Genomic DNA, 25,368 nt, shown 5'->3' with positions numbered 1-25,368 from the left:
TAACGTAATAATCTTCTGTTATATTTTTAGCCGAAGCTGTTTTTTTCTGAATGAATCTATAGAGCTTGAAGCTACAGCAGTATTTGTTGCTGGTGTTTCATCTTCAATAACTATTTCTTTGCCAACGATTAATGATTTTCCTAATCCAATATTATTAGAAGTCAGGTTATTCAATTCTTTTAAATCTGCAATTGATGTATTGAATTTTTTAGCAATACTTCCTAAATTATCTCCGGCAGCAACTACGTATTCAAGGTTTTTACCGCCTTTATCGTTATTGTCTGCAGACGCAAGTGCTTCTTCAGATTTTTTATCAACTTCAGGAATTACTTTTAACTCTTTTGGATTTTTTACAATCGAATCGTTGTTTGATTTGATTTTTAAAGTTTTACCTAGAGTTAGTGCATTGCCTTTAAGATTGTTCCATTTTTTTAACTCTAAAATCGAAACATCATACTTATCTGCAATCGAACCAAGGTTGTCCCCTTTTCTAACTTTATAATATTTTGTTTCTGTTGTGGCAACTGCATTATCCAGTTTAGCTTTTCCTTTTGGTGAAACTTTTAAAGCTAATTGCTTTGGAAGTCCTTTATGTTGTGACTGATAAGCTACGTAATCATAAATCTTATCTTCGTTGTTTACAAAAGTTGCAATTTTATCTTTCGGCAAACGTAAAAAGTGTTGTTCGTTTTGATAAAATGGGACAACGTTTAATTTATATGAAGGATTTAAAAGTTGTATTTGTGATTGTGGCATGTCTAACAAATCGGCAATTTGTTTGAATGACATTTGATTTTTAATTTGAACGGTATCAGTTTCAAAGTTTTTAACTACAGCTCTTTCCGGGTTGATTCCGTGTTCTTTATGAAATTCAAAAAGATACATTGTTGCTAAGAAAGCCGGAACATAACCTTGAGTTTCTTTTGGAAGATGATTACGAATGTCCCAGTATTTTGTTTTTCCGCCAGAGCGACGAATGGCTTTTGTTACATTTCCTGGTCCTGAATTATACGATGCAAGAACTAACTCCCAATCACCAAAAATTTTGAACATTTTAGTCATATATTCTGAACATGCAGCAGTTGATTTTAAAGGATCGCTGCGTTCATCTATATACGAATCGATTTTAAGATCGTATTGTTTTCCGGTTCCGTACATAAACTGCCAGATTCCGGTGGCGCCCATTTTAGAAACTGCTTTAGGGTTTAAAGCAGATTCTACAACGGCTAAATATTTAATTTCTAAAGGAACGTTTTGTTTTGCAAAGGCATCTTCAAAAATTGGAAAATAATATTCTGATAAAGCCATTAATCGTGAAAATGATTTTTTACGATTTTTAAGAAATGACTTTATGATGTTTTCTAATCCCTGATTATATTCGATCTCAAAAGGCGATTTCTCATTCATCACCTGAAGTCGCTGTTTAAGCAATTCAGTTGGTAATTCTTCATCAACAGAAATATCTGTATTGATGGTTTGAATGTCTTTCGTTAAATCATCATAGATATCTAAACTCACTAATTCGTTCATCCAAAGACTGTCTACACGAGTACACATTAGATCTTTTTTGAAAGAGTTTTTAACTGAATCTAAATAAGAGACTTTAACATCCGGCTTAATTTCTAAATCTGCTTTTGCAACATCTTGTGCAAAAGAAGCTACAGAAAAGAAGACAGAAACCGCTAATGAAATTTTCCTTATAATCATATAACATTTATTTAAAATTCTATAATTCAAACAATTACAGAGTGATTACTTTTTGCAAAACTAAATAGTTTATCCATAAAAACTATCTAAAAAAATGTTAATTGTGAAATTTTAGTCTAAAATCGCAGCGATTCCAGGTAAGATTTTTCCTTCTAACATTTCTAGCATTGCCCCGCCACCAGTGGAAACGTAGCTCATTTTATCTTCAAAACCAAACTGTTTTACTGCAGCAACAGAATCTCCTCCTCCAACTAGTGAAAAAGCTCCTTTTTCTGTAGATTCTGCAATAAATTCACCTAAAGCGATAGTTCCTTTTGCGAAAGATTCCATTTCAAAAACGCCTAATGGACCATTCCATAAAATTGTTTTTGACTCTAAAATTACTTTTTTGAAATTCTCTAATGATTTAGGACCTGCGTCAAGACCTTGCCATCCGTCTGGAATTGCTGTTACATCTACAATTTGTGTATTTGCTGTGTTTGAAAAATCATCTGCAGCAATAACATCAACCGGAATATGAATCTGAACTCCTTTTTCTTTGGCCAATCTTAAAATTTCAAGTGCTAAATCTTGTTTGTCATCTTCACAAATAGAATCACCAATTTTTCCGCCTTGTGCTTTAACGAATGTAAAAGTCATTCCACCTCCAATAATCATGTGATCTACTTTGTCAAGGATATTTTCGATTACGGTGATTTTTGAGGAAACTTTAGATCCGCCAAGAACTGCTGTAACTGGTTTTTCGCTATTTTTAAGTACTTTGTTTAAGCTTTCTATTTCTTTTGCCAATAATGTTCCGAAGCATTTTTCTGTTGGAAAAAATTGTGCAATAATTGTAGTTGAGGCGTGCGCTCTGTGTGCAGTTCCGAAGGCATCGTTTACGTAGATGTCTCCAAGTGAAGCTAATTCTTTTGCAAAAGCAACATCTCCAGCTTCTTCTTCTGCATGAAAACGTAAATTTTCAAGTAATAAAACTTCTCCTGGTTTTAGGTTTTTAGCTGCAGTTTGTGCTGGTTCTCCAATAGAATCAGTTGCAAACTTAACTTCAACTCCTAAAATTTCTGAAGCTGTTTTTAAAATATGTTTTAATGAGTATTTTTCTTCTACACCTTTTGGTCTTCCTAAATGTGACATTAAAATTACACTTCCACCTTGCTTTAAGATTGCATCAATGGTAGGTTTTGCAGCTTCGATACGTGTTGCATCAGTTACATTAAAGTTTTCATCCAAAGGAACATTGAAGTCTACACGGATTATTGCTTTTTTATTTTTAAAGTCGAAATCGTTTAAAGTTTTCATTTGATAATTTTTAAATTTTTTGAAAGAATAACAAATATAGAACTTTTAGTGTAGTATTAAATTCGAAAAATATAAAAATAACCTACCAATAACAACGAAAACGTTGTAAATTAAGAAAACAAACAAATTTATTTTAAAAAATATAAAATTGTTTAGCAGAATATTTAACAATTAAAAGTTACTGTAAACCAAATAATGGCCTTTCATTTTATAGTAAAACGAAAAAATATAGGATTTAGTCTACAGTAAATCTTAAATGTAAAATTTATTAGTCGTGTACCGGACTTTGTGTACAAGGACAGTTACTGATTGATCCGAAGAAATCGAATCCGATAGTAATCGAGTGTGTTCCTGTGTTATAATTACCAAGATCGTTGAACATTACCTGATACGAATATCCGAAGTAAAATTTAGATTTCATGAAACCTAACATTGGTCCAACTGATAATGGTTTTGGAAACTGGTCGTTTAAGAAACGGTATGAAACTCCAATCCAATAGTAATCTTCGTAACGATTGTAACGTCTGTACTTGAAGTTAAAATCGGTAGTAGAACGTTTATCGCTGGCAAAATATTGGTAGTAAACAGACGGTTCGTATTCGATACGGCTATTTTCTCCATCTTTAAAAATCATACCAGTATATACCTGATAGTTTGAAAGTAAACTTGGTTCTAAACCACGGTATCTGTCGGTGTTTTTTTGCAAAACGTTATTTGCATTAAAACTTAAGTAAAAATTCTTATTACGGTATAAAGCACTAATGTCAAAGTTGTTATTTGATGTATAACGATTATCTGTAACGGAAGGGTCTAAAATTGGATGTTCAATTGTGTTATTGAATTCATCTATATCAATTTTAAACGTATTGAAGTTATACGAAATACCAAAAGACAGGTACTGTTTTGAATAATAATCTAAAATCAAGTGGTGCGCAAATGAAACTTTTGCACCGGTTTGACGTGTATAACCATTTTTATCATTATACAATGAGATACCAACTCCTGAACGATCTAAAACTCTAAAATCAGCATACAAAGATTGGTTTTGAGGCGCATCTTTTATTCCAACCCATTGTGTAAGTCCGTTAAGACGAATTCTAAGGTTATCACCAATACCTGCATAAGCGGGAGAAAGCACAAAAGGGTTATCAGCTAAATACTGAGTAAATACCGGTAGGTTTAGCTCTTGGCTGTAACTTGTTGTTACAGCCATGAGTACTAAGGATAAAAATAATTTTTTCATTGTAATAATTTTTTTAGATAACATAATTTGGGGCTCTAATTTGTTATCTGTATAAAGTGAAATGTCCAACAAACTCTCTATTGTCTTTCTCGTCATTTAGTTTAAGAACATACCAGTAATCACCAGAAGGTAATTCCTCTCCGTTATATCTACCATCCCATTTTTGACCGTAGTGGTATTTCGCAATTACACGACCGTATCTGTCGAAGATTGAGAATTCAAGGTTGTTGTAAATATTTGTACAACCAGGACCCCAATTGTCATAAACACCATCTCCGTTTGGAGTAAAGTAATTGTCAAGACAAACATCTACATAAATAGCAGGAACGATAAGCTCAAACGTACAACCGTTTTGATCTCTAACTATTACTTTATAATCTCCAGATTTGTAGATTTTGTATTTGTTAGATGATGTAAATGGCTCTCCATTGAAACTGTATTCGTAAGCCGGAGCTCCACCCGAAGCGGTAACAGAAATAATATTCATCTCTTGCTGACCTGTAGCTTTAACAGCGCCTAAGGCAGTGTAAGACTTAATAGTAAAGTTAGCCGTTGGCACTTCACAACCATTTGTATGTCTTGCAACTACATAGTGTGTACCCGGAGCAACATTTGTAAAGATGTTACTTGGCTGGTACGTTCCACTTCCGTCAAGGGAGTAGTCAACATCAGCAGGGTTTGTTATGCTTTCATCAACTGTAATTACTACCATGTTTGCTTGCGTATTGTTAACACAGTCATAAGTTACTTCAGCAGTTGGGTTAAGAACTACTGGTAGCGGCATGTTTTCAACAAACTCATTTATACAACCTCCGGCGTCTTTAACATAAACTGTATGAACACCTCCTGAAAGATTAGTAAAGTCAAATATGGTCTGACCTACTGCTCCTTGTGTAAATGGTCCGTTTTTAACATCAAGACTTACACTATATGGTCCTGTTCCGCCTTTAACTTCTATGCTAAATGCTCCATCTTTATCGTCTTTACAAACTTCAGGAATCATTGAGTTTGCAACTTCTGTTACAATAAGAGGGTTAGGCTGTGTAATTTCTACATCTTCTTTAACATAACAACCATTTCCGTCTTGTGCAATTATCGTATAAATACCTGGTGCAAGTTTTTCGAATGTGCTAATGAAATCAAACTGATTCAAATCAGGTGAAATAGCATATTTGATTGTTCCTGTACCACCTTTTGCATTAACAACAATTTTACCGTTATTTTCTCCAAAACAAGTAACATTAGTTGGTACAAATAGTGCCTCGATTGCTGTATCTGGTTGGGTAACTGTACCAATAGCAGATGTTTGTTTACAATCTCCACTATCGACATTTACTCTGTAAGTACCAACTACAAGGCCTTCAAATCTACCTGAGTCTTGTGGTCCCTGAATTACGGTTCCAGCTGTATTAACCAAAGTATAAATATAGTTTCCTAATCCACCTTTTGCCTCAGCAACAATAACACCTGTTGGGTCATCTTTACATTTGATAACTGAATTACTAACATCTAAATCTACAGTTAATGGAACAAGTGGGTCTATTTTAATTTCATTAGAAATTGTTGCCACACAACCATTAGCGTCTTTTACATAGTATTGGTACGTTCCTACCGGTACTGAGAAAGTAAATGGAGATGCAAATGTACTATAGTTACTACCATCGCTACTGTACCTATACGGACCTGAACCACCTGTCGCACTTAATGTAAGTGTTGACAATGTATTACATGTTTGTGATGAAGCCAATACTAAACTTGGTATAACTTCTGTAGGCTCTGTGATATCAATTTCAGTTGATGTTGCAGAACAATTGAATCCGTCAGAAACTGTTATGCTGTATTTTCCAGCTCCTAAATCTTCAAAGATTGGTGAAGACTGTGGACCAGAAACAATAACTGGTGTTGCAGACAGGTAATTTAAAGTATACATATAGTTACTTCCTTGTCCACCTGTTGGAGGGTTAACCGTGATTACAGCTGACTTATCACCAAAACATGATAATGTTGTAACACTTGGAACCGCACTAACAACAATTGGATCCGGAACTTTTAACGTTATTGGTACTAGCGTTTGAACAGTACAACCTTTACCATCTTTGGCATTAATTGTATATGCTCCTGCAGCTAATCCAGTAAAGTTTCCATCAGTGTTAGAAGCTATTACAACTCCGCCTAACACTAATTCATATGTATAATTATTATCCCAACCACCTGTTGCAAATGCGGAGATTTCTCCATCATTACCAGGAATACAAGTGATTTCTGACTTAGTTGTAGCCACCGTCAATTGTACAGAAGGTTGTGCAATACTAAACACAGTTGATACTGTACATTCCGGACTTGCTTTTAACTTAGCAGTAACACTATATGTACCGGCAATTAAATTTGAAACCAATACTGGACCTGCATCAGTTGTTGTACCTGAAATCGTGTTTGTGCCATCTGTAATTGTATAATCAAAAGGTCCAGCGTCATTTGTTGGATTAAGTTGATTATCAACGAATGTTAATTCAACGCTTCCATTATTATCCCCGAAACAAACTTCTTTTACAATTGGATTCGCTTTAATCTCAAATGTATTAGGTTCTGCAACATAATGCGCTTTTTGTATGCTACATCCCGTTGCAGGGTTTGTAACTGTTATAATATAGCTTCCTACAGTTAAACCTGTGAAGTTACCATTTGTTTTCGTTTGGTTGTAAGCATTGTCCGTACCAGTAACATTGTAATTTAATAGAACTGGTGTTCCTCCTGTAGATGTTACAGAAACTGTGATTTCTTCACTTGAAATACAAGTAATAGCCACATTAGAAACATTAACTACATCTAAACTAATAAATGGATTAACTCTCACTGTTCCTACGCTTGTGCCTGAACATCCTGCATCATCTGTAACTTTTACAGAATAGTTACCACCTAAGTAATCTGTTTCTGTAAATACTGACTGAGGACCATTTTGAACTGAAACTCCATCTCTGAAGAATTCATAATTATTATAGGTTTTAGATCCACCTGTTACAGTACCTACTGATACTGTAGCATAGTTAGAAGTATTTGTACCAGTTGCACAACCGTATTGAACAAGTACCGGAGCACCTACTGCAATTGGATCGAATTCTTCAATTGTAACATCTTCAGACTCCATACATCCTCTACCCGAAGTTACCGTAACGGTATAATCTCCAGCCTGTAGGTTTTCAAATATTGGACTTTCCTGGTTTGGTCTGCTAACCGCAACATTTAAATCAGTGGTTCCTGTTAATCTATAAACATAAACCGGGTTATTATTTTTAGTATCTGTACTCTCTTCTATACTAGCCGTGATAGAACCATTACTGCCTCCATTACAAGTCACATCAATTTTATCTAATTTAAATCCGGTAATTTCTGTAGAAGGAGCTACGAATACATTTACTATGAAATCACAACCAGTAACAACATCTCTAACTCTAACCACGTGGTTTCCTGGAGTAACATTACTAAATACTGCAGGAGTAGTTGTAAATGCAAATCCTCCGTCTAATGTATATCTGTAATTTGCAGTTCCTGAACCACCTGTTGCAGTAGCCGTAATAATACCACTGTTTGTAGTAATACAATCTGGCAATTGTGTAATAATAGCTTCTAATTGTAATGCTGGTAAAATAGTTACCGGAGCAGCTACTGTTACTTCACATTGATTAGCATCTCTAACCGTTACCGTATAATTTCCTGGTGCATTTACTGTAAAAGTATTGCTTGTTTGGAAACCATTTCCGATACTGTATTGATAAGGCGCAATACCATTACCTACAGTTACTGTGAATGTGTACTCACCTGTCGCTGATGGACATTGTTGAGTGGCAACATTTGTAGTAATATTATTTGGCAATGGATCTAGTACGATTGTAATTGGAATAGATGTTGTACAATTTTTAGAATCGATTACGTAAGCTACCCAGTTAAAGCCTTTTGCAGGATCTAGCACAGCATTATTGCTGTTAGAATAATCTGCAGCTGTAACTGTATCTGTATCTAAAATGAATGCATATTTATAATCTGGAGTTCCTCCGGCTGCTACAACAGTAACCTCGGCACCAGTTTTACAATTAGCACGCGTGTTTTTAGTTGCAGTTAATGATAATGCCACTGGTTGACCCACAGTCACTGAAGCAGAAGCTGTACAACCTGTAATATCATCTCTAACCTGAACTGTATATGTCCCTACAGGTAAGTTAGTTAAGGTAACCACTTTACCAACCTGAGTTAAAGTACCCGTTGTTGGACCAGCTGTTAACGTTGCTGTATAAGTACCTGCGAAATTATCTACATCAAATTTCACTGAACCATTTGCCTCTCCGTTACAAACTACATCGTTTATTAACTGACCTGCAGTTGTAATATTGATTAAGGCATCAATTGTATAAGTTGCCTCATCTTTACAACCATTTGCATCTGTAACTTCAAATAAGTAAGTACCATCTGCCAATCCTGTAAATACTCCACTTGTAGCTCCTGTAACATTTGTCGTTGCACTTGCTGGTGAAAGTATCGCATAATTTAATGTTCCAACACCATGACTAACTGTTACAGTAACTGTACTTGTTGTATTTGCCGTTGGTGTACACCAGATTGGTGTTCCGCTTACATTATCAATTGTTGGCGGATCAAGTGGCTGAACAGTTGCGTTTACCGGTACTGCTATTACACAGTTATTAGCATCTTTAACGGAAACGGTAACCGGACCTGATACACTTGTTGTGTATGTATTTGAATTACCATAACCACCACCATTAAAACTATATTGGTATGGTGCTGTTCCTGTTGTTGTATCAACAGTTACAGTAACTATTGCTGCTTGTGTCGAATTTCCAGTTCCACAACTTAATGGAGTGGTTACTGTAGCTGTTGCAGCTAAAGCAGTTGGCTGTGAAATAGTAACCGGCAATGTGATTGTGATACACTCTTTAGCGTCTTTAACAACGATATTGTGTGCACCAGCCGATAAACCTGTAAAAATATTTGATGTTTGGAATATTCCTCCATCTAATTGATACTGATATGGCGCTAATCCATTTGCAGCAGTAACGATAATACTACCGTCTGAACCTCCTGTACAACTAACATCATTTTTAGTAGCTGTTGCTGTTGGAGTTGTTCTTGCTGTAACTTCTACTGAAACTGAAGCTGCCTGACATCCCTGACTATCTGTAACTCTGAAAGTATAAGTTCCAGGAACATTAGTAGTGTAAGGCTGTACCGTTACAGCAGTGTATAAACCATTATTATAACTAACTTCAAATGTGTTATAAGTTAAAGTTCCCTGAGTAGCTAATAATGTTATACTAGCATCACCCGCACAAGTATAATCTTGTGTCAGCGTTGCTTTTAATAATAATTGTTGGTTTAGTGTGTAAGGTTTTGAAGTCACACAACCGTTACCATCTCTAATAGAGAATGTATAAGTTCCTGGTGCATTCAATACAAAATCAGGGCTAGATTGGTAGTTGTTACCAATACTGTACATTGGTGTACCAACATAAGTTCCTGTAATTGTAACTGGCACCGGACCTCCCATATAACAATATGGAGCGGTTGGGTCATTAATAATAGGCATTGCATCTGTACCAATTGTAAAACTGTAAACAGCAGGACAATTGTTAACATCTAACACATACGCATCCCAAGCTGTAGTTGCAGGGTTTAAAACAACACTTGCAAGAGTGTCATAATCAGCTGCAGTTGGAGTAACTCCGCTTGCAACAAAAGCATATCTGTATCCAGGTGTTCCGCCAGTAGCTAAAACTGTTACTCTTGCACCAAAGTTGCAATTAGCGTTTACATTGCTTACCATATTAAGAACAACCGGTGTTGGCTGTGTAACAGCAATAGATGCTGTTGCTTTACAACCTGTTATTGCATCTGTAATTTCAACTGTATAAGTTCCAGGTGCTAGACCTGTTACGTTTACAGTATTTCCTGTTTGAGTTAATGTACCCGTTCCTGCTGTTAAAACTGCAGTATAAGTTCCTGCATAGTTTGCTGCAGTAAATTTAACTGCTCCATTAGCAGATCCGTTACATGTAACATTGCTTACTAGTTCACCTGCAATTGTAATGTTCGTTACAGGTTTTACTATATAAGATTCCTGGTCTTTACAACCATTTGCATCTGTAACTTCAAATAAGTAAGTACCATCTGCCAATCCTGTAAATACTCCACTTGTAGCTCCTGTAACATTTGTCGTTGCACTTGCTGGTGAAAGTATCGCATAATTTAATGTTCCAACACCATGACTAACTGTTACAGTAACTGTACTTGTTGTATTTGCCGTTGGTGTACACCAGATTGGTGTTCCGCTTACATTATCAATTGTTGGCGGATCAAGTGGCTGAACAGTTGCGTTTACCGGTACTGCTATTACACAGTTATTAGCATCTTTAACGGAAACGGTAACCGGACCTGATACACTTGTTGTGTATGTATTTGAATTACCATAACCACCACCATTAAAACTATATTGGTATGGTGCTGTTCCTGTTGTTGTATCAACAGTTACAGTAACTATTGCTGCTTGTGTCGAATTTCCAGTTCCACAACTTAATGGAGTGGTTACTGTAGCTGTTGCAGCTAAAGCAGTTGGCTGTGAAATAGTAACCGGCAATGTGATTGTGATACACTCTTTAGCGTCTTTAACAACGATATTGTGTGCACCAGCCGATAAACCTGTAAAAATATTTGATGTTTGGAATATTCCTCCATCTAATTGATACTGATATGGCGCTAATCCATTTGCAGCAGTAACGATAATACTACCGTCTGAACCTCCTGTACAACTAACATCATTTTTAGTAGCTGTTGCTGTTGGAGTTGTTCTTGCTGTAACTTCTACTGAAACTGAAGCTGCCTGACATCCCTGACTATCTGTAACTCTGAAAGTATAAGTTCCAGGAACATTAGTAGTGTAAGGCTGTACCGTTACAGCAGTGTATAAACCATTATTATAACTAACTTCAAATGTGTTATAAGTTAAAGTTCCCTGAGTAGCTAATAATGTTATACTAGCATCACCCGCACAAGTATAATCTTGTGTCAGCGTTGCTTTTAATAATAATTGTTGGTTTAGTGTGTAAGGTTTTGAAGTCACACAACCGTTACCATCTCTAATAGAGAATGTATAAGTTCCTGGTGCATTCAATACAAAATCAGGGCTAGATTGGTAGTTGTTACCAATACTGTACATTGGTGTACCAACATAAGTTCCTGTAATTGTAACTGGCACCGGACCTCCCATATAACAATATGGAGCGGTTGGGTCATTAATAATAGGCATTGCATCTGTACCAATTGTAAAACTGTAAACAGCAGGACAATTGTTAACATCTAACACATACGCATCCCAAGCTGTAGTTGCAGGGTTTAAAACAACACTTGCAAGAGTGTCATAATCAGCTGCAGTTGGAGTAACTCCGCTTGCAACAAAAGCATATCTGTATCCAGGTGTTCCGCCAGTAGCTAAAACTGTTACTCTTGCACCAAAGTTGCAATTAGCGTTTACATTGCTTACCATATTAAGAACAACCGGTGTTGGCTGTGTAACAGCAATAGATGCCGTTGCTTTACAACCTGTTATTGCGTCTGTAATTTCAACTGTATAAGTTCCCGGTGCAAGACCCGTTACGTTTACAGTATTTCCTGTTTGAGTTAATGTACCCGTTCCTGCTGTTAAAACTGCAGTATAAGTTCCTGCATAGTTTGCTGCAGTGAATTTAACTGCTCCATTAGCAGATCCATTACATGTAACATTGCTTACTAGTTCACCTGCAATTGTAATGTTCGTTACAGGTTTTACTATATAAGATTCCTGGTCTTTACAACCATTTGCATCTGTAACTTCAAATAAGTAAGTACCATCTGCCAATCCTGTAAATACTCCACTTGTAGCTCCTGTAACATTTGTCGTTGCACTTGCTGGTGAAAGTATCGCATAATTTAATGTTCCAACACCATTAGTAGTGGTTATAGTAACCGTACTTGTTGTACTAGCAGCCGGAGCACAATAAATTGGCGTTCCAGTGATAGTTGTAATCGTTGGCGGATTCAAGGCAGGAATGTTAACCCCATTTGTTAATGTGAATAGACATCCTTTAGCATCTTTAACTAAAACATCAAAAGTTGTACCTGCAAATACTTCATAAGTATTTGTAGAAGTATAAGTTACTCCATTATCAAAACTATATAAATATGGAGCTGTACCATCAGTAGCTGTTACAGTAACAATTGCTTTTGTCGGAACATTTCCTGTAGCACAAGTTAAAGGAGCTGTTATTGCCGAAGTAGCTGTTAAAGCAACTGGCTGCGTAATAACTATTGGCGTACTTGGATAAAGACAAGATTTAGCATCTCTAACAGTAATAATATATGAATTTCCTGCTGCTACTCCTGTAAATACATTAGATGTCTGGAAAGTTCCACCATCTAATTGATATTGATAAGGACCAACACCTGAAGTAACATTTACTGTAATCGTTCCGTCTCCACCACCAAAACAGCTAACATGTGTTTGAACAGTAGCAAATAATGTAGGCTGAACAGGATCTAAAGTTAAAGTAGCAGTAGCCTGACATGCTGTTGGCAATTTAGCATCGTTTACTCTGAAAACATAATTTCCTAAAACGCTTGTTGAAAGAACATTAGAAGCCATAGTTGTATAACCACCTCCATTTACAGAATATTCGTAAGTGTAAGCTGTGTTATATCCACCTGTAGCAGTCAACGTAATTGTTGCATTTGGTGTAGCTGTACAATCTAATTCTTTAGTTAATGCAACACTTAATTGTAATTGCGGTTTAACTTCATAAGTAGTACTAGCCGTACAACCGTTACCGTCTTTAATTACTAAGTTATAAATACCCGAAGCATTAAATGTAAAGTTAGGGCTTGTTTGGAAAGTGCTTCCATTTACGCTATAAGTAGCATCACCAACAATTGCCGGATCAACAGTTCCAGAAATTGCAATTGTGAATGGAGTACCATTATAACAAATTGTAGCAGGTGCTGTAATTGTTGGGTCAGCATCTTTATTTAAAGTAACTGAAGCCTGTTTAATACAACCATAAGCATCTTTTACATAAGCAATATAATTTCCTGCATCTCTATTAAATGTGTTGGCACTTGCCCAACCTGCAGTCGCTGCTGTTGGAGCCGGAGCCGAAGCTAATAACAATTGATATGTGTATGGTGCTGTACCATCTTTAGCAATTGCAGTAATAACTCCTGAGTTAGCGTTACAATTTGCATTTTTAGAGACAGAAGCTGTAAGTGACAAGTCAATTGCAGACTGAGTAATATTAAATGGAACTGTAGCAACACTACATCCAGCGTGAGTTGCACCAGCTGTTTCTCTTACCAGAACAAAATAATTACCAAAAGGCAATGGTCCAAGGTTAGAAAGTGTCAAAATTCCACCAGCTGGAACAGAACCTGTTCCGGTAATTCCAGTTGACACTAGTGATTGAGAATTAAATATCTCATAACTTATTGGAGTAACCGATGCATAAGAACTTCCTATTGTAAAAGTTACTTTACCATCTGCACTTCCTCTACAAGTAATATTACTTGCTATTAGAGCATTTGTTGTTAAGGTTGAATTTGTAGGAATCGGAGTTGTAGCCGATTCGAAATAGTAACAACCTGTTACAGAATCATGAACTATGAAAGTATACTTAACACCAGGTATTAAGTTTGGTATTGTTGTTTTTTTACTTCCTACAGCATCTTCATTGTACCAAGGTAAAGCTGTTGGTGCTGTGTAGACCATTCCCGGACCAGTATAGATAGCAAAATGGAATGGACCAGGTCCTGTTATTGTACCTGTTGCAGTAGTATTAATAGCTACAACTGCAGAACCAGGTGAAGAACAATCTGCCGGTGGTGCCGTAACAATGATATCTAAATCGTCTGGTGGCGAAGCAACCAATACGTTTTGTTCAATATTAGTACAACCATTTGCATCTGTAATAATAATTTGATATAAACCGAAATCAACAACTTCAAACACAGCCGTAGCTCCAGTTTGATTTGTAATTTGTTTATTATAACCATTTACTCCTGTTACGTGATAGGTATAATTTGGTGTTCCACCAGTAACCGAATTAATTGTAATCGAACCTAAAGAAACACCTAAAGCACCACAAGTAATTGGAGTAACAGTACGACTAACTACAATTGGAGTTGGTTGTGCTATAGTAATATTGAAAGTATCAGTACATCCTTTTGCATCAGTAACAGTAACTACATAGTTACCTGCTGCTAAGCCAGATGTTTGTGTCCCATAATTAACTCCTGTAGTTGTATTTCTAACATTATATACAAATGGAGCTTGTCCTTTTGTATCATCAATTGTAATTGCAATTGCTGCTGTAGCATCTCCATTACAATTGATAAGTGCTGTTTGTACAACGTTTGTAATATCTGGATTAACAGGTGCTGTTATAATAATTGGAGTTGTAGTTTCGAATATACATCCTTTAGCATCAGTAACTCTGAAAGTATAACTTCCAGGAGCCATTGTGTTGAAAACGTTAGAAGCCATAGCAGTGTATGCTCCTGCAGCTTCTTTAGATTGGTATGTATAAGGAGTACTTCCTCCATTTGCAGTCAAAGTTACCTGAGCAGCTGTTGGTAATGAACATGTAATGTTTTTGTCTAATACAGCTGTTAAGCCTAATATATTATCAACTGTAACAACATTACTATTTGCTGTACATCCGTTACCGTCTTTAATTCTAACAGTATAAGTTCCTGGTGTCGTAATTACAAACGTATTACCTGTCTGGTAAGAAGCACCATTGTCAATACTATAAGTTAAAGGCGCTACTAAACCTGCTCCCGGAGTTGCAGTAATAGTGTAGCTTCCTACACCAAAACATTGTCCTGTTGCAGAAGCTGTAACAGTAGGAACGATATCTTTAGAAATCGTAATGTCTAATTTGAATGTACAATTGTTAGCATCAATTACATGAACGTCCCAGTTTAAACTAACTGCCGGATCAAGATTTGCTTTATTGTTGTTTGAATATGTTCCTACCGGAGCACCATCCTGAACGAACGAATATCTGTATATTGGTGTTCCTCCAGCTGCTGTAACAGTCACCGCTGAAGTACTAACAGAACAGTTTCCATTTACTGCTGCATAAGTTGCAGATAAAGGAGCTGCAGGTTGATCAATAGTAATCGAAGCAGGAGCTGTACAACCTGTTGCTTCATCAGTAACAACAATTGCATAATTTCCTGCAACTAAATTTGGTAAAGTAACCGTTGTGCTGCTAATTCCTGTTACGGCTGTTCCGCCATTAACAGTATAAGAATAAGTAGAAGCAAAACCACCCACAGTTAATCTTATAGATCCTGTGTTGCCACCATTACATAATACATCACTTAATTTACTAGCAACAGCCGTAATTGGAGTAACTGGATTAATTGTATGAGCTTCTGTATAGAAACATCCATTTGCATCAGTAACTTTAAACATGTATGTTCCCGGAGCAAGATTTGCGAAAGAATTAGATGTTTGTTTAGCAATAATTACAGGAGACGGTGCTATTGTTTCGTATTGTAAAGTTCCAACTCCATTTGTAGCTGTTAATGTAACAGTAGTAGTCGTAGCTGTACAAGTTACCGCTGCTGCTGCAAAAGTTAAATCTGTTGGTGGGTTTAATCTCAATAAAGTTCCTGAACCAGAAATTGTACATCCTTGTCCGTCTCTTACTGAGTAAGTATAAGGTTGATCTGCACCATTGTCATTTAATGTCAATGTATTTGAATTTCCAAATCCACCACCATTAAAACTGTATTGGTAAGGAGTAGTTCCTGTTCCTGCAGTAACATTTACTGTTATTGTTCCGGCAACTTTTCCATTTGAAGCATTACAAGAGAATGGAACTGCAGTAACCGTTGCTGCTAATTGTGCTGGAGCTGTCAAAGTAATACTAACGCTTCCTGTACAACCTTTACTGTCTTTTACATAGAATGTATAAGAACCTGCAGCCAATCCTGTAAATGTACCATTTGGAACATACGTTATATTATCTCTACTATACGTATATCCTCCTGATCCTCCAGCACCTGTTAATTCTACCGAACCATTATTTCCTCCATCACATGATGGATTGATATGTGTTTCTGTAACTGTTGGGTTTGCAATGGCAATAACTGCAGTAGTTGTAGAAGTCGAACATGTATTGGCATCCGTTACTACAAAAGTATAACTGTCTACATTGGCAGCCGTAACTGTATATGTAAACGTTGGTCCAGCTATTGGAGCGCTTGGAGCACTTGGTGTTCCGCTGCCTTTAGTAACTGTATATGTATATGGCCCTTTACCTCCTGAAAGTGCAACTGTTATAGTTGCTGCAGGTGTAGCCGTACAATCTAGTTCTTTAGTAACTGATGATGCAGCTACTAATTGTGGATAAATTATTAATGCAGATGTAGCTGTAGCTGTACATCCGTTAGCATCTTTTACCGTAACGGTATAAGTTCCGGCTGGAACATTAAATACATTACTGGTTTGGAATGATGTTCCATCAATACTATACGTTAATGGAGCTTTTCCTGTTCCTGTAGCAGTAATTACAAACGTATTTCCTGTACCTGTACATTGGTTATTGTTTGTTGCTGTAACAGTTGGTAAATTATCTCTGACAATTGTAATTGTTCTAGGAGTAATACATCCGTTAGCATCTTTTACATAAACATCCCAGCTTAAATTTGCACCAGAATTAGTATCTACTGAAAGTACATTTCCACTTGCGAAAACAGTTGGAGCTGTAGTTCCCGCTATTACAACTGCATAAGTATAATTTGGTGTACCGCCAGCTGCTGTAACTGTAATTTCAGAAAGACCATTATTACAGCTAATATTCGTTGATACCGCTGTTAGTGTTAATGCATTTGCTGGTTCATTAATTGTTACTGTTGCTGTATTAGTACATCCTGTAGCAGTATCTGTAACCTGTAAAGTATACGTTCCTGCTACAGCATTGGTTAATGTTAATGTGTTTCCAGATTTAGTAATAGTTCCTGTTCCTGCTGTCAAAGTATGAGTATAAGCTCCTGCTGTTGCAACGCCTGAAACTGTGAAAGTTACTTTACCTGTTGAACCGCCTTTACACAATACGTCGTTGTCTTTGTTAGCAGCAATTACTATTGGAGTAACCGGATTAATTGTATGAGCTTCTGTATAGAAACATCCATTTGCATCAGTAACTTTAAACATGTATGTTCCCGGAGCAAGATTTGCGAAAGAATTAGATGTTTGTTTAGCAATAATTACAGGAGACGGTGCTATTGTTTCGTATTGTAAAGTTCCAACTCCATTTGTAGCTGTTAATGTAACAGTAGTAGTCGTAGCTGTACAAGTTACCGCTGCTGCTGCAAAAGTTAAATCTGTTGGTGGGTTTAATCTCAATAAAGTTCCTGAACCAGAAATTGTACATCCTTGTCCGTCTCTTACTGAGTAAGTATAAGGTTGATCTGCACCATTGTCATTTAATGTCAATGTATTTGAATTTCCAAATCCACCACCATTAAAACTGTATTGGTAAGGAGTAGTTCCTGTTCCTGCAGTAACATTTACTGTTATTGTTCCGGCAACTTTTCCATTTGAAGCATTACAAGAGAATGGAACTGCAGTAACCGTTGCTGCTAATTGTGCTGGAGCTGTCAAAGTAATACTAACGCTTCCTGTACAACCTTTACTGTCTTTTACATAGAATGTATAAGAACCTGCAGCCAATCCTGTAAATGTACCATTTGGAACATACGTTATATTATCTCTACTATACGTATATCCTCCTGATCCTCCAGCACCTGTTAATTCTACCGAACCATTATTTCCTCCATCACATGATGGATTGATATGTGTTTCTGTAACTGTTGGGTTTGCAATGGCAATAACTGCAGTAGTTGTAGAAGTCGAACATGTATTGGCATCCGTTACTACAAAAGTATAACTGTCTACATTGGCAGCCGTAACTGTATATGTAAACGTTGGTCCAGCTATTGGAGCGCTTGGAGCACTTGGTGTTCCGCTGCCTTTAGTAACTGTATATGTATATGGCCCTTTACCTCCTGAAAGTGCAACTGTTATAGTTGCTGCAGGTGTAGCCGTACAATCTAGTTCTTTAGTAACTGATGATGCAGCTACTAATTGTGGATAAATTATTAATGCAGATGTAGCTGTAGCTGTACATCCGTTAGCATCTTTTACCGTAACGGTATAAGTTCCGGCTGGAACATTAAATACATTACTGGTTTGGAATGATGTTCCATCAATACTATACGTTAATGGAGCTTTTCCTGTTCCTGTAGCAGTAATTACAAACGTATTTCCTGTACCTGTACATTGGTTATTGTTTGTTGCTGTAACAGTTGGTAAATTATCTCTGACAATTGTAATTGTTCTAGGAGTAATACATCCGTTAGCATCTTTTACATAAACATCCCAGCTTAAATTTGCACCAGAATTAGTATCTACTGAAAGTACATTTCCACTTGCGAAAACAGTTGGAGCTGTAGTTCCCGCTATTACAACTGCATAAGTATAATTTGGTGTACCGCCAGCTGCTGTAACTGTAATTTCAGAAAGACCATTATTACAGCTAATATTCGTTGATACCGCTGTTAGTGTTAATGCATTTGCTGGTTCATTAATTGTTACTGTTGCTGTATTAGTACATCCTGTAGCAGTATCTGTAACCTGTAAAGTATACGTTCCTGCTACAGCATTGGTTAATGTTAATGTGTTTCCAGATTTAGTAATAGTTCCTGTTCCTGCTGTCAAAGTATGAGTATAAGCTCCTGCTGTTGCAACGCCTGAAACTGTGAAAGTTACTTTACCTGTTGAACCGCCTTTACACAATACGTCGTTGTCTTTGTTAGCAGCAATTACTATTGGAGTAACCGCATTGATAATAAATGATTTATTAAAATAACATCCATTAGCATCAGTTGCTCTAAAATTGTAAGTTCCCGCTGCAAGTCCTGCAAAAATACCTGTAGTATTTGAAGTTACAGAAGCCGCTGGTGATGTAATTGAGTATGTTATAGTTCCAACACCATTTGTAGCTGTTGCTGTAACAGTAGTTGTAGTTGCTGTACAAGTAACTGCTGCAGCACTAAACGTGATATTTGTTGGTGGATTTAGTCTATTAATCGTAATAGTCTGAACACCTGTTTTACAACCCTGAGCATCTTTAACTACATAAGAAATAGTTTGATTAGTTCCATTATCTGTAACAGATAATGTACGAGTACTTGTAAATGTTGTTCCTCCGTCAAAACTATATTCATAAGGAGCTGTTCCCGTTGTTGGAACGGCAATTGTAACAGTGGCCGCTTGTTTTACATTTGATGTGTTACATGTAAATGTAGTTGCACTTGCAGTAGCTGTTAAAGTAGTTGGTTGAGCAATTGTAATAGTTCCAACTGCAGATTTACAACCTTTACTATCCATTACCTGGTAAGAATAAGTTCCGGCAGCTAAACCTGTATAATTAGATTGTGCAATAAATGCGGTAGGAACAGGTGTTACTGTGTTATTGTAGAATAAATAAGTATATCCTCCTGAACCTCCTGCGCCAACTAATTGTACAGAACCCGTTGAAGCACCATTACAAGTAGCATCAACTTTTGTAGCAGTAACTGTTGGGTTTACGATTGGATTTATTATTGCGTTTACAGTAGTAATACATCCTTTAGAATCTGTAATTTCAAAAGTATAAGTATCTGCTGTACTTGCAGAATAAACAAAAGATGTTCCGGTTATGGCAATACTTGCTCCGTAAGCACCTGCTCCTTTTTTCACTTTGTATGTAAAGGCACTGTTTCCTCCGGTAATATCAACGGTGATAGTAGCATCTGGAGATGCACTTGTACAATCTAATGTTTTTGAAATTGTAGCACTACCTACTAATTGAGGTGCAATTACAATATTATTTATTAAAGAAGTACAACTGTTGCTGTCAGTTACTACGATATTATGAGTACCAGGTCCAACATTTGTAAATGTATTTGAAGTTTGAGCAGGCTGTCCATCTAAACTATAAGTTAAAGCTCCTGTTCCTCCAGTTACTGAAACAACAAGTGTTGATTGATTTACCGTGTCATAACATAAATCTGAAGTCGCCGCCAATGTTGCCGTTGGTGGAACTGATGATGTTACCGTAACTACAGTCGAAGCCGGAGAAGAACAAGAGTTTGCATCACGGGTTACTACGGTATAAGTACCAGCAGGAACATTTGTGAAAACGCCTGAACTCTGGAATGCAGTAACTACTGTAGAACCATTTGATTGTCTTAATTCATATTGGTACGCAGGTGTTCCTCCTGAAGCAACAGCAGTTATAGTTGCACCTGTAGTACATGTAGGCTGCTTAGTAACCGTAGCTGTAATTGTTACGGCTGTTGGTGCTTTTACTTGTTGTGTTAATGGTACAACACAACTTGTAGCAGAAGCATCAAAACGTACTTGTATATTATAAGTTTTACTAGTTAATCCAGTAGCTGTTACTGGAGAAATTTTAGAGTTAATCCACGTAGCTCCATTGTCTAACGAATAATCAAATCCGTAAGGAAGTTTAAAGTTTTGAGCAGAAATAGTGATTTCTCCATCATTTCCTCCGTTACATTTAATGTCTTTAAACCCTGTAACTGCTGCTGTAAACGCCTTATTACTATCAATAACAATAGGAAAATCTTTTGTAGCAATACATGATTTTGGTATTTGACGAACCCAGATATCATCTAAAAGAACATCATTACCATTAAATTGAATACTATACGAACGAATAACAAAACTTAAATTATTATAGGTTCCTGGGTTTAACGATAATTCCTTATACTCCCATTTTTCAGATTTTGGTACCCTCCATGGATTCGTTGTATCAGTTGTAGCAACAATTGTTTCAGGACCACCTACTCCATTTAAGTTATTAATTAATTGAATAGTTAACTCAGGATCAGCATGTGATGTAGATGTCTTAACAATAAGATTTTCCGCCCATAATGAAATAATTACGGGTTGATTTACAATTACATCCTTAATTGGTTTACTATATAATATACCTCCTACACCTGCAGAGCCTCCAACATTTACGCATAAAAATCTTCCCAAAGGATCAGCTGGAACTGTGTGATCTTTAGCAAAAATCCATGAATTACCAAAAGTAGTTTTAATAGAACTTGCAGCTGCGTACTTACCATCATTTATCTGATAATCATTAATGTCACCACATATAGCTGGCCAAGTTGTAGGGTGAGGTGTTGATTCGTCTTCATAACAATAAAGTGGACTAATTCCAGGAATTGTTGTATAACCACCTTTACCAAAATCTTCTTGTAATAAGTTACTATAAGTAGAAACAGTAGTTACATTATATTTAACAGAAACTGTATGAGATCCAGAAGGAACGTTTAAAAATACATTATTACTAATTGGTGTGTTAGGAACACCATTTAAATAATATTCATAAGAATAATTAGCAGATGTACCATTTGTAACTGTAACTGTACTTGTCGCACTACCATTACAATTAAATACAGGATCTTCTACTTTAATAGTTGGTTCCGACGGTTTTTGATCTAAAACAACATCATAAGGAATAGTGTATTCGCAACCTAAAGCATCTTTAATTTTTAAGATATAACTTCCTGGCAATACATCTTTTTCATTTGAAGCCTGCCATGTAGCACCACCATCAAAACTATATTGGTAAGGAGCAGTTCCTCCTTGTGCATTGTTGATTCTTAATTTACCACCTTGTTGAGAAAGTGTACAACCAGCCAATTCTGCAACACCACCTGAAGCAGTCACAGCAGAAGTTGGTCCTGCAATTATAACTTGTTTTGCAGGTTCTGTACAATATTTCATTTGAGGCTGAGACTGCCATTGTGGTATATATGAAATACCATATCTCACTATAACATTATATGTCCCTGGTTGTAAATTTGAGAAAACCGGATTAGTTTGATAAGTTCCTCCGTTATTAATGCTATAAGACATACTATATCCATTTGCATTACTAACGTTTACGGTTATTTGTGCATTATCATTATAACAATTACTGTTTGTATTAGTAATAGTATAAGTTGGTTTTGCATTACTTGCAACGGTAATAGATGTTGTTGTTTCACAATTTTTAGAATCAACCACCCTAATATCATATTTACCAGGAGCTGCAACTATAATTTCATTAGAAGTTTGAAAAGTAGCAGATCCATTTATAAAATAGTAGTATGGAGCAAAATTTCCTCCAGTTGCTGAAATAACAATTTTTCCATCGCTACATGCAGTCAATGGTTCTACTAAAGCAGCAGTTGCCACAATTTGACTTACTGGTTGCTGTATATAGATGTATTCAGAAACATCACAATTTTGTGTAGCATTAATAGGTCTGTTTGTAACTCTTACTCTATAAGTAATTCCTGGAGTCAAATTATCAAATGTATAATCTGAATCTGAAACAGGACCTACAGTATTAACCACAGTATTACCATTATAAATGGTGTAATAATATTGAGGATCAATATTAAGTGCTCCAACCTTAATTGTTCCTTTTTCACCAAAACATGATGGCTGAGTTACAAGCGTGCTAATTTGTAAATCTCTTTTTCTGATCAAAATTCCAGGAACTTTAAAAATACAAGGATTAGATGTAACACCAATTTGTCTAATATGAACAGTGTACGAATTTGGATTAGTAATAGTAAAAATATTACTTGTCTGATAAGCTCCTACAGCTCCGTTAGGATCAGTACTAAGAGCATATTCGTATCCTGCAGGAACACCATTAATGGTAATTTTTCCATTAAGTCCACAAATAATATCTTCATGTGTTTCTGTCGCATTTAATGAATTGGTAAAAACATTAAAGTAAAAACGGTTAAAACATCCACCGCTATAATTTAATGTTAAACGATATTGTCCTGCAATACTTGCTGTATAATTAGCACCACTACCAACAGAAGCCCATGTACATGAGGTGCTTTCGTTTGCACAATTCTGATTGGTTACGGCCGTACAACTTGCCTCGTTTAACTTTTCCCAAACAATACTCGTTGCATCCGAAATGTTGGTTGTGATTTGTCTTGATGCATTAGCTCCACACAAGAAAATGTTAGGTAGTTTTTTTCCATCATTACTACAGGTTACAACCTGATCTGCAAAAGGAATAACCGGATTTTCTGCAGTATTACCAAATCTTGTTACAACAAAAGATTGATAAATAGATCTACAAGGCGCAGCTGCTAAATTGTAAACATAATAAGTACCAGGATTTTTTACATTAAAAGTTTGTCCTGTTCCTATTTGGTTTGTACGGGCTTCATCACTATACCAGGTATAATTTGTATATCCGTTTGCTGCAACCAAGTTAATACTTTCTCCACATAAAGTAACATTTTCAGTAAACTTACAACCATCAACACCAACTAAAAAGTTAGTCGCTTTTGGAACAAGAATACATCCTGTGTTAGTGTTAACACTCGGATCATCAGAAATTGTAAAAGTCGTATTTTGTGTACCTTTATAAGTAGCATATGCTGAGTTATCAATACTGTTTGAACATGCCTCACTTAACATATGGCAATCCGGAACAACCTGAACCTTAAAACTGATAATTTTTTCAGGATCACCAACTTTAACAACGTTATTATTAACTGCAAAAACAATATTTCTTGTTGTTGGATTATAACTTTGAATCGTAACCCCTGATGGCAATGAAACAATATCCGTAGGGTAATTAAAAATAATATTTATTGGTAATTGATCCCTTATCGTAAAAGAGGTCGCATTATCATTACCTGTATTTTTGAATCCAATCTCGTAATTTAACTGTTGGCCCAAGGTTACATTTTGACCACCTATATTAACCCCTGCAGCATTTTTTACAATTTTTGTCAGAACAATTTTAGGCTCAATAATTTCAACATTAAAGGCATTAAAAAAGAGTCCATAACCATCTCCTCCAGTACTAAGCTTTAATTGTGCCGAAGTATCATTGTTTTTAATAATGGAATTCGAGGCATTATTCAGATTAATAATACCCGCCTCAAAACCAAGCGTATTCCCGCTATTTGGATTTCTGCCAGCTAAAGGTCCATTAACATCATTAATTGTACTATTAAAAAAGTTATCTATTGCACGTTCATTTGTAGATATATCTGTATTATTAATGGCATAACGATCACCTGTAAGGTTAACGTCACCCTCTAAAGCAGCAAATGCCAGCTTCGATTTAACAACTCCTGTTGGAATAGTTTTAAAACCCGAAATATCATATGTAACTGCACCACTATTAGCCTGAATCCAACGGAAACCATCAAAAGTTGTGATATATTTTGCAGATGACTTAGGATCTTCGTAAACAATAAATAAATTCCAGCCCGCAGAATATCCACCATTGATAGTACCTGTTGCAGCTATAATATTTGCTGCAGTATAAGTTCCCTCAGGATTTGCTAATGCTTGTACTAATGATGTCGCGTTATAGTAATACGCATAAGGCATCTGATCACCGTTCGAAGTTGCCGGATAGTAATCGTATATCAATGACCCCGTAATATTATTATAGGTAGTCTGACCAGGAAGTTTAAATTTAATCGAACCTAAATTAGCACGATTAACACTTCCATTATCAACAGCACCCTTACTATAAATACCAGCCCAATAAAGTCCTGCATAAACAATTTTATAACATTCTCTACTACCAGTCGGGATAACTAAATTAGCCGAACTAGAGCTAAAGGTACTATTGTCATTATCGACATCAACATACTGCATGTTGAGATCATTATTGTTTTTGTCAGTTGCATTAAAGGCGTCATTTGGCCGTTGACCATTCCTTACATCTCTATTCAAAATATTATTCCCTATCAAAAGCATATCACCCTTTAAACTCTGATCAAAGCGAGCGGTGAAATTTTTCTGAGAGAAGACAATAAAACTTTGTATAAAAAATAATACAACTAAAAGTGATTTTAATGTAGTAGGTTTTTTCATAGTATTATAGTTTCAGTTTAACTAATTGCCTGTTGAAGGGGCATTCAAAAAACAATTTTGTAATCTTATTTATTTTTAA

4 protein-coding genes are annotated in these 25,368 nt (G+C 36.1%); all 4 read right to left on the bottom strand.

The window, feature by feature from the left end; translation table 11 throughout:
- Window positions 1-18: 18 nt before the first annotated feature.
- Window positions 19-1,707, bottom strand: coding sequence for a lytic transglycosylase domain-containing protein (locus ACZZZT_RS02845; protein WP_463459345.1), 1,689 nt, complete (start codon window positions 1,705-1,707; stop codon window positions 19-21).
- Between the two features lie 111 nt (window positions 1,708-1,818).
- Window positions 1,819-3,006: a phosphoglycerate kinase gene (locus ACZZZT_RS02840; RefSeq protein WP_463459344.1), complete on the bottom strand. Its 1,188-nt coding sequence runs from the start codon at window positions 3,004-3,006 to the stop codon at window positions 1,819-1,821.
- Window positions 3,007-3,274: 268 nt separating this feature from the next.
- Window positions 3,275-4,249 carry a PorP/SprF family type IX secretion system membrane protein gene (locus ACZZZT_RS02835; RefSeq protein WP_042563640.1) on the bottom strand — a complete coding sequence of 325 codons (975 nt, stop codon included), beginning with the start codon at window positions 4,247-4,249 and terminating at the stop codon, window positions 3,275-3,277.
- A 43-nt stretch (window positions 4,250-4,292) separates the two neighbouring features.
- On the bottom strand, window positions 4,293-25,289 hold the full coding sequence (locus tag ACZZZT_RS02830; RefSeq protein ID WP_463459343.1) for a T9SS type B sorting domain-containing protein: 20,997 nt from the start codon (window positions 25,287-25,289) through the stop codon (window positions 4,293-4,295).
- Between the last annotated feature and the right edge of the window lie 79 nt (window positions 25,290-25,368).

It is taken from the genome of Flavobacterium sp. AC274 (assembly GCF_979258275.1).
Note: the sequence above shows the minus strand (reverse complement) of the source record. Positions and strands in the feature narration are given on the sequence as shown.

Excerpts from the sequence above, each read along its gene's own strand:
- ACZZZT_RS02830 (WP_463459343.1), bottom strand. The coding sequence starts at position 25,289 with ATGAAAAAACCTACTACATTAAAATCACTTTTAGTTGTATTATTTTTT.
- ACZZZT_RS02840 (WP_463459344.1), bottom strand. The coding sequence starts at position 3,006 with ATGAAAACTTTAAACGATTTCGACTTTAAAAATAAAAAAGCAATAATC.
- ACZZZT_RS02845 (WP_463459345.1), bottom strand. The coding sequence starts at position 1,707 with ATGATTATAAGGAAAATTTCATTAGCGGTTTCTGTCTTCTTTTCTGTA.
- ACZZZT_RS02835 (WP_042563640.1), bottom strand. The coding sequence starts at position 4,249 with ATGAAAAAATTATTTTTATCCTTAGTACTCATGGCTGTAACAACAAGT.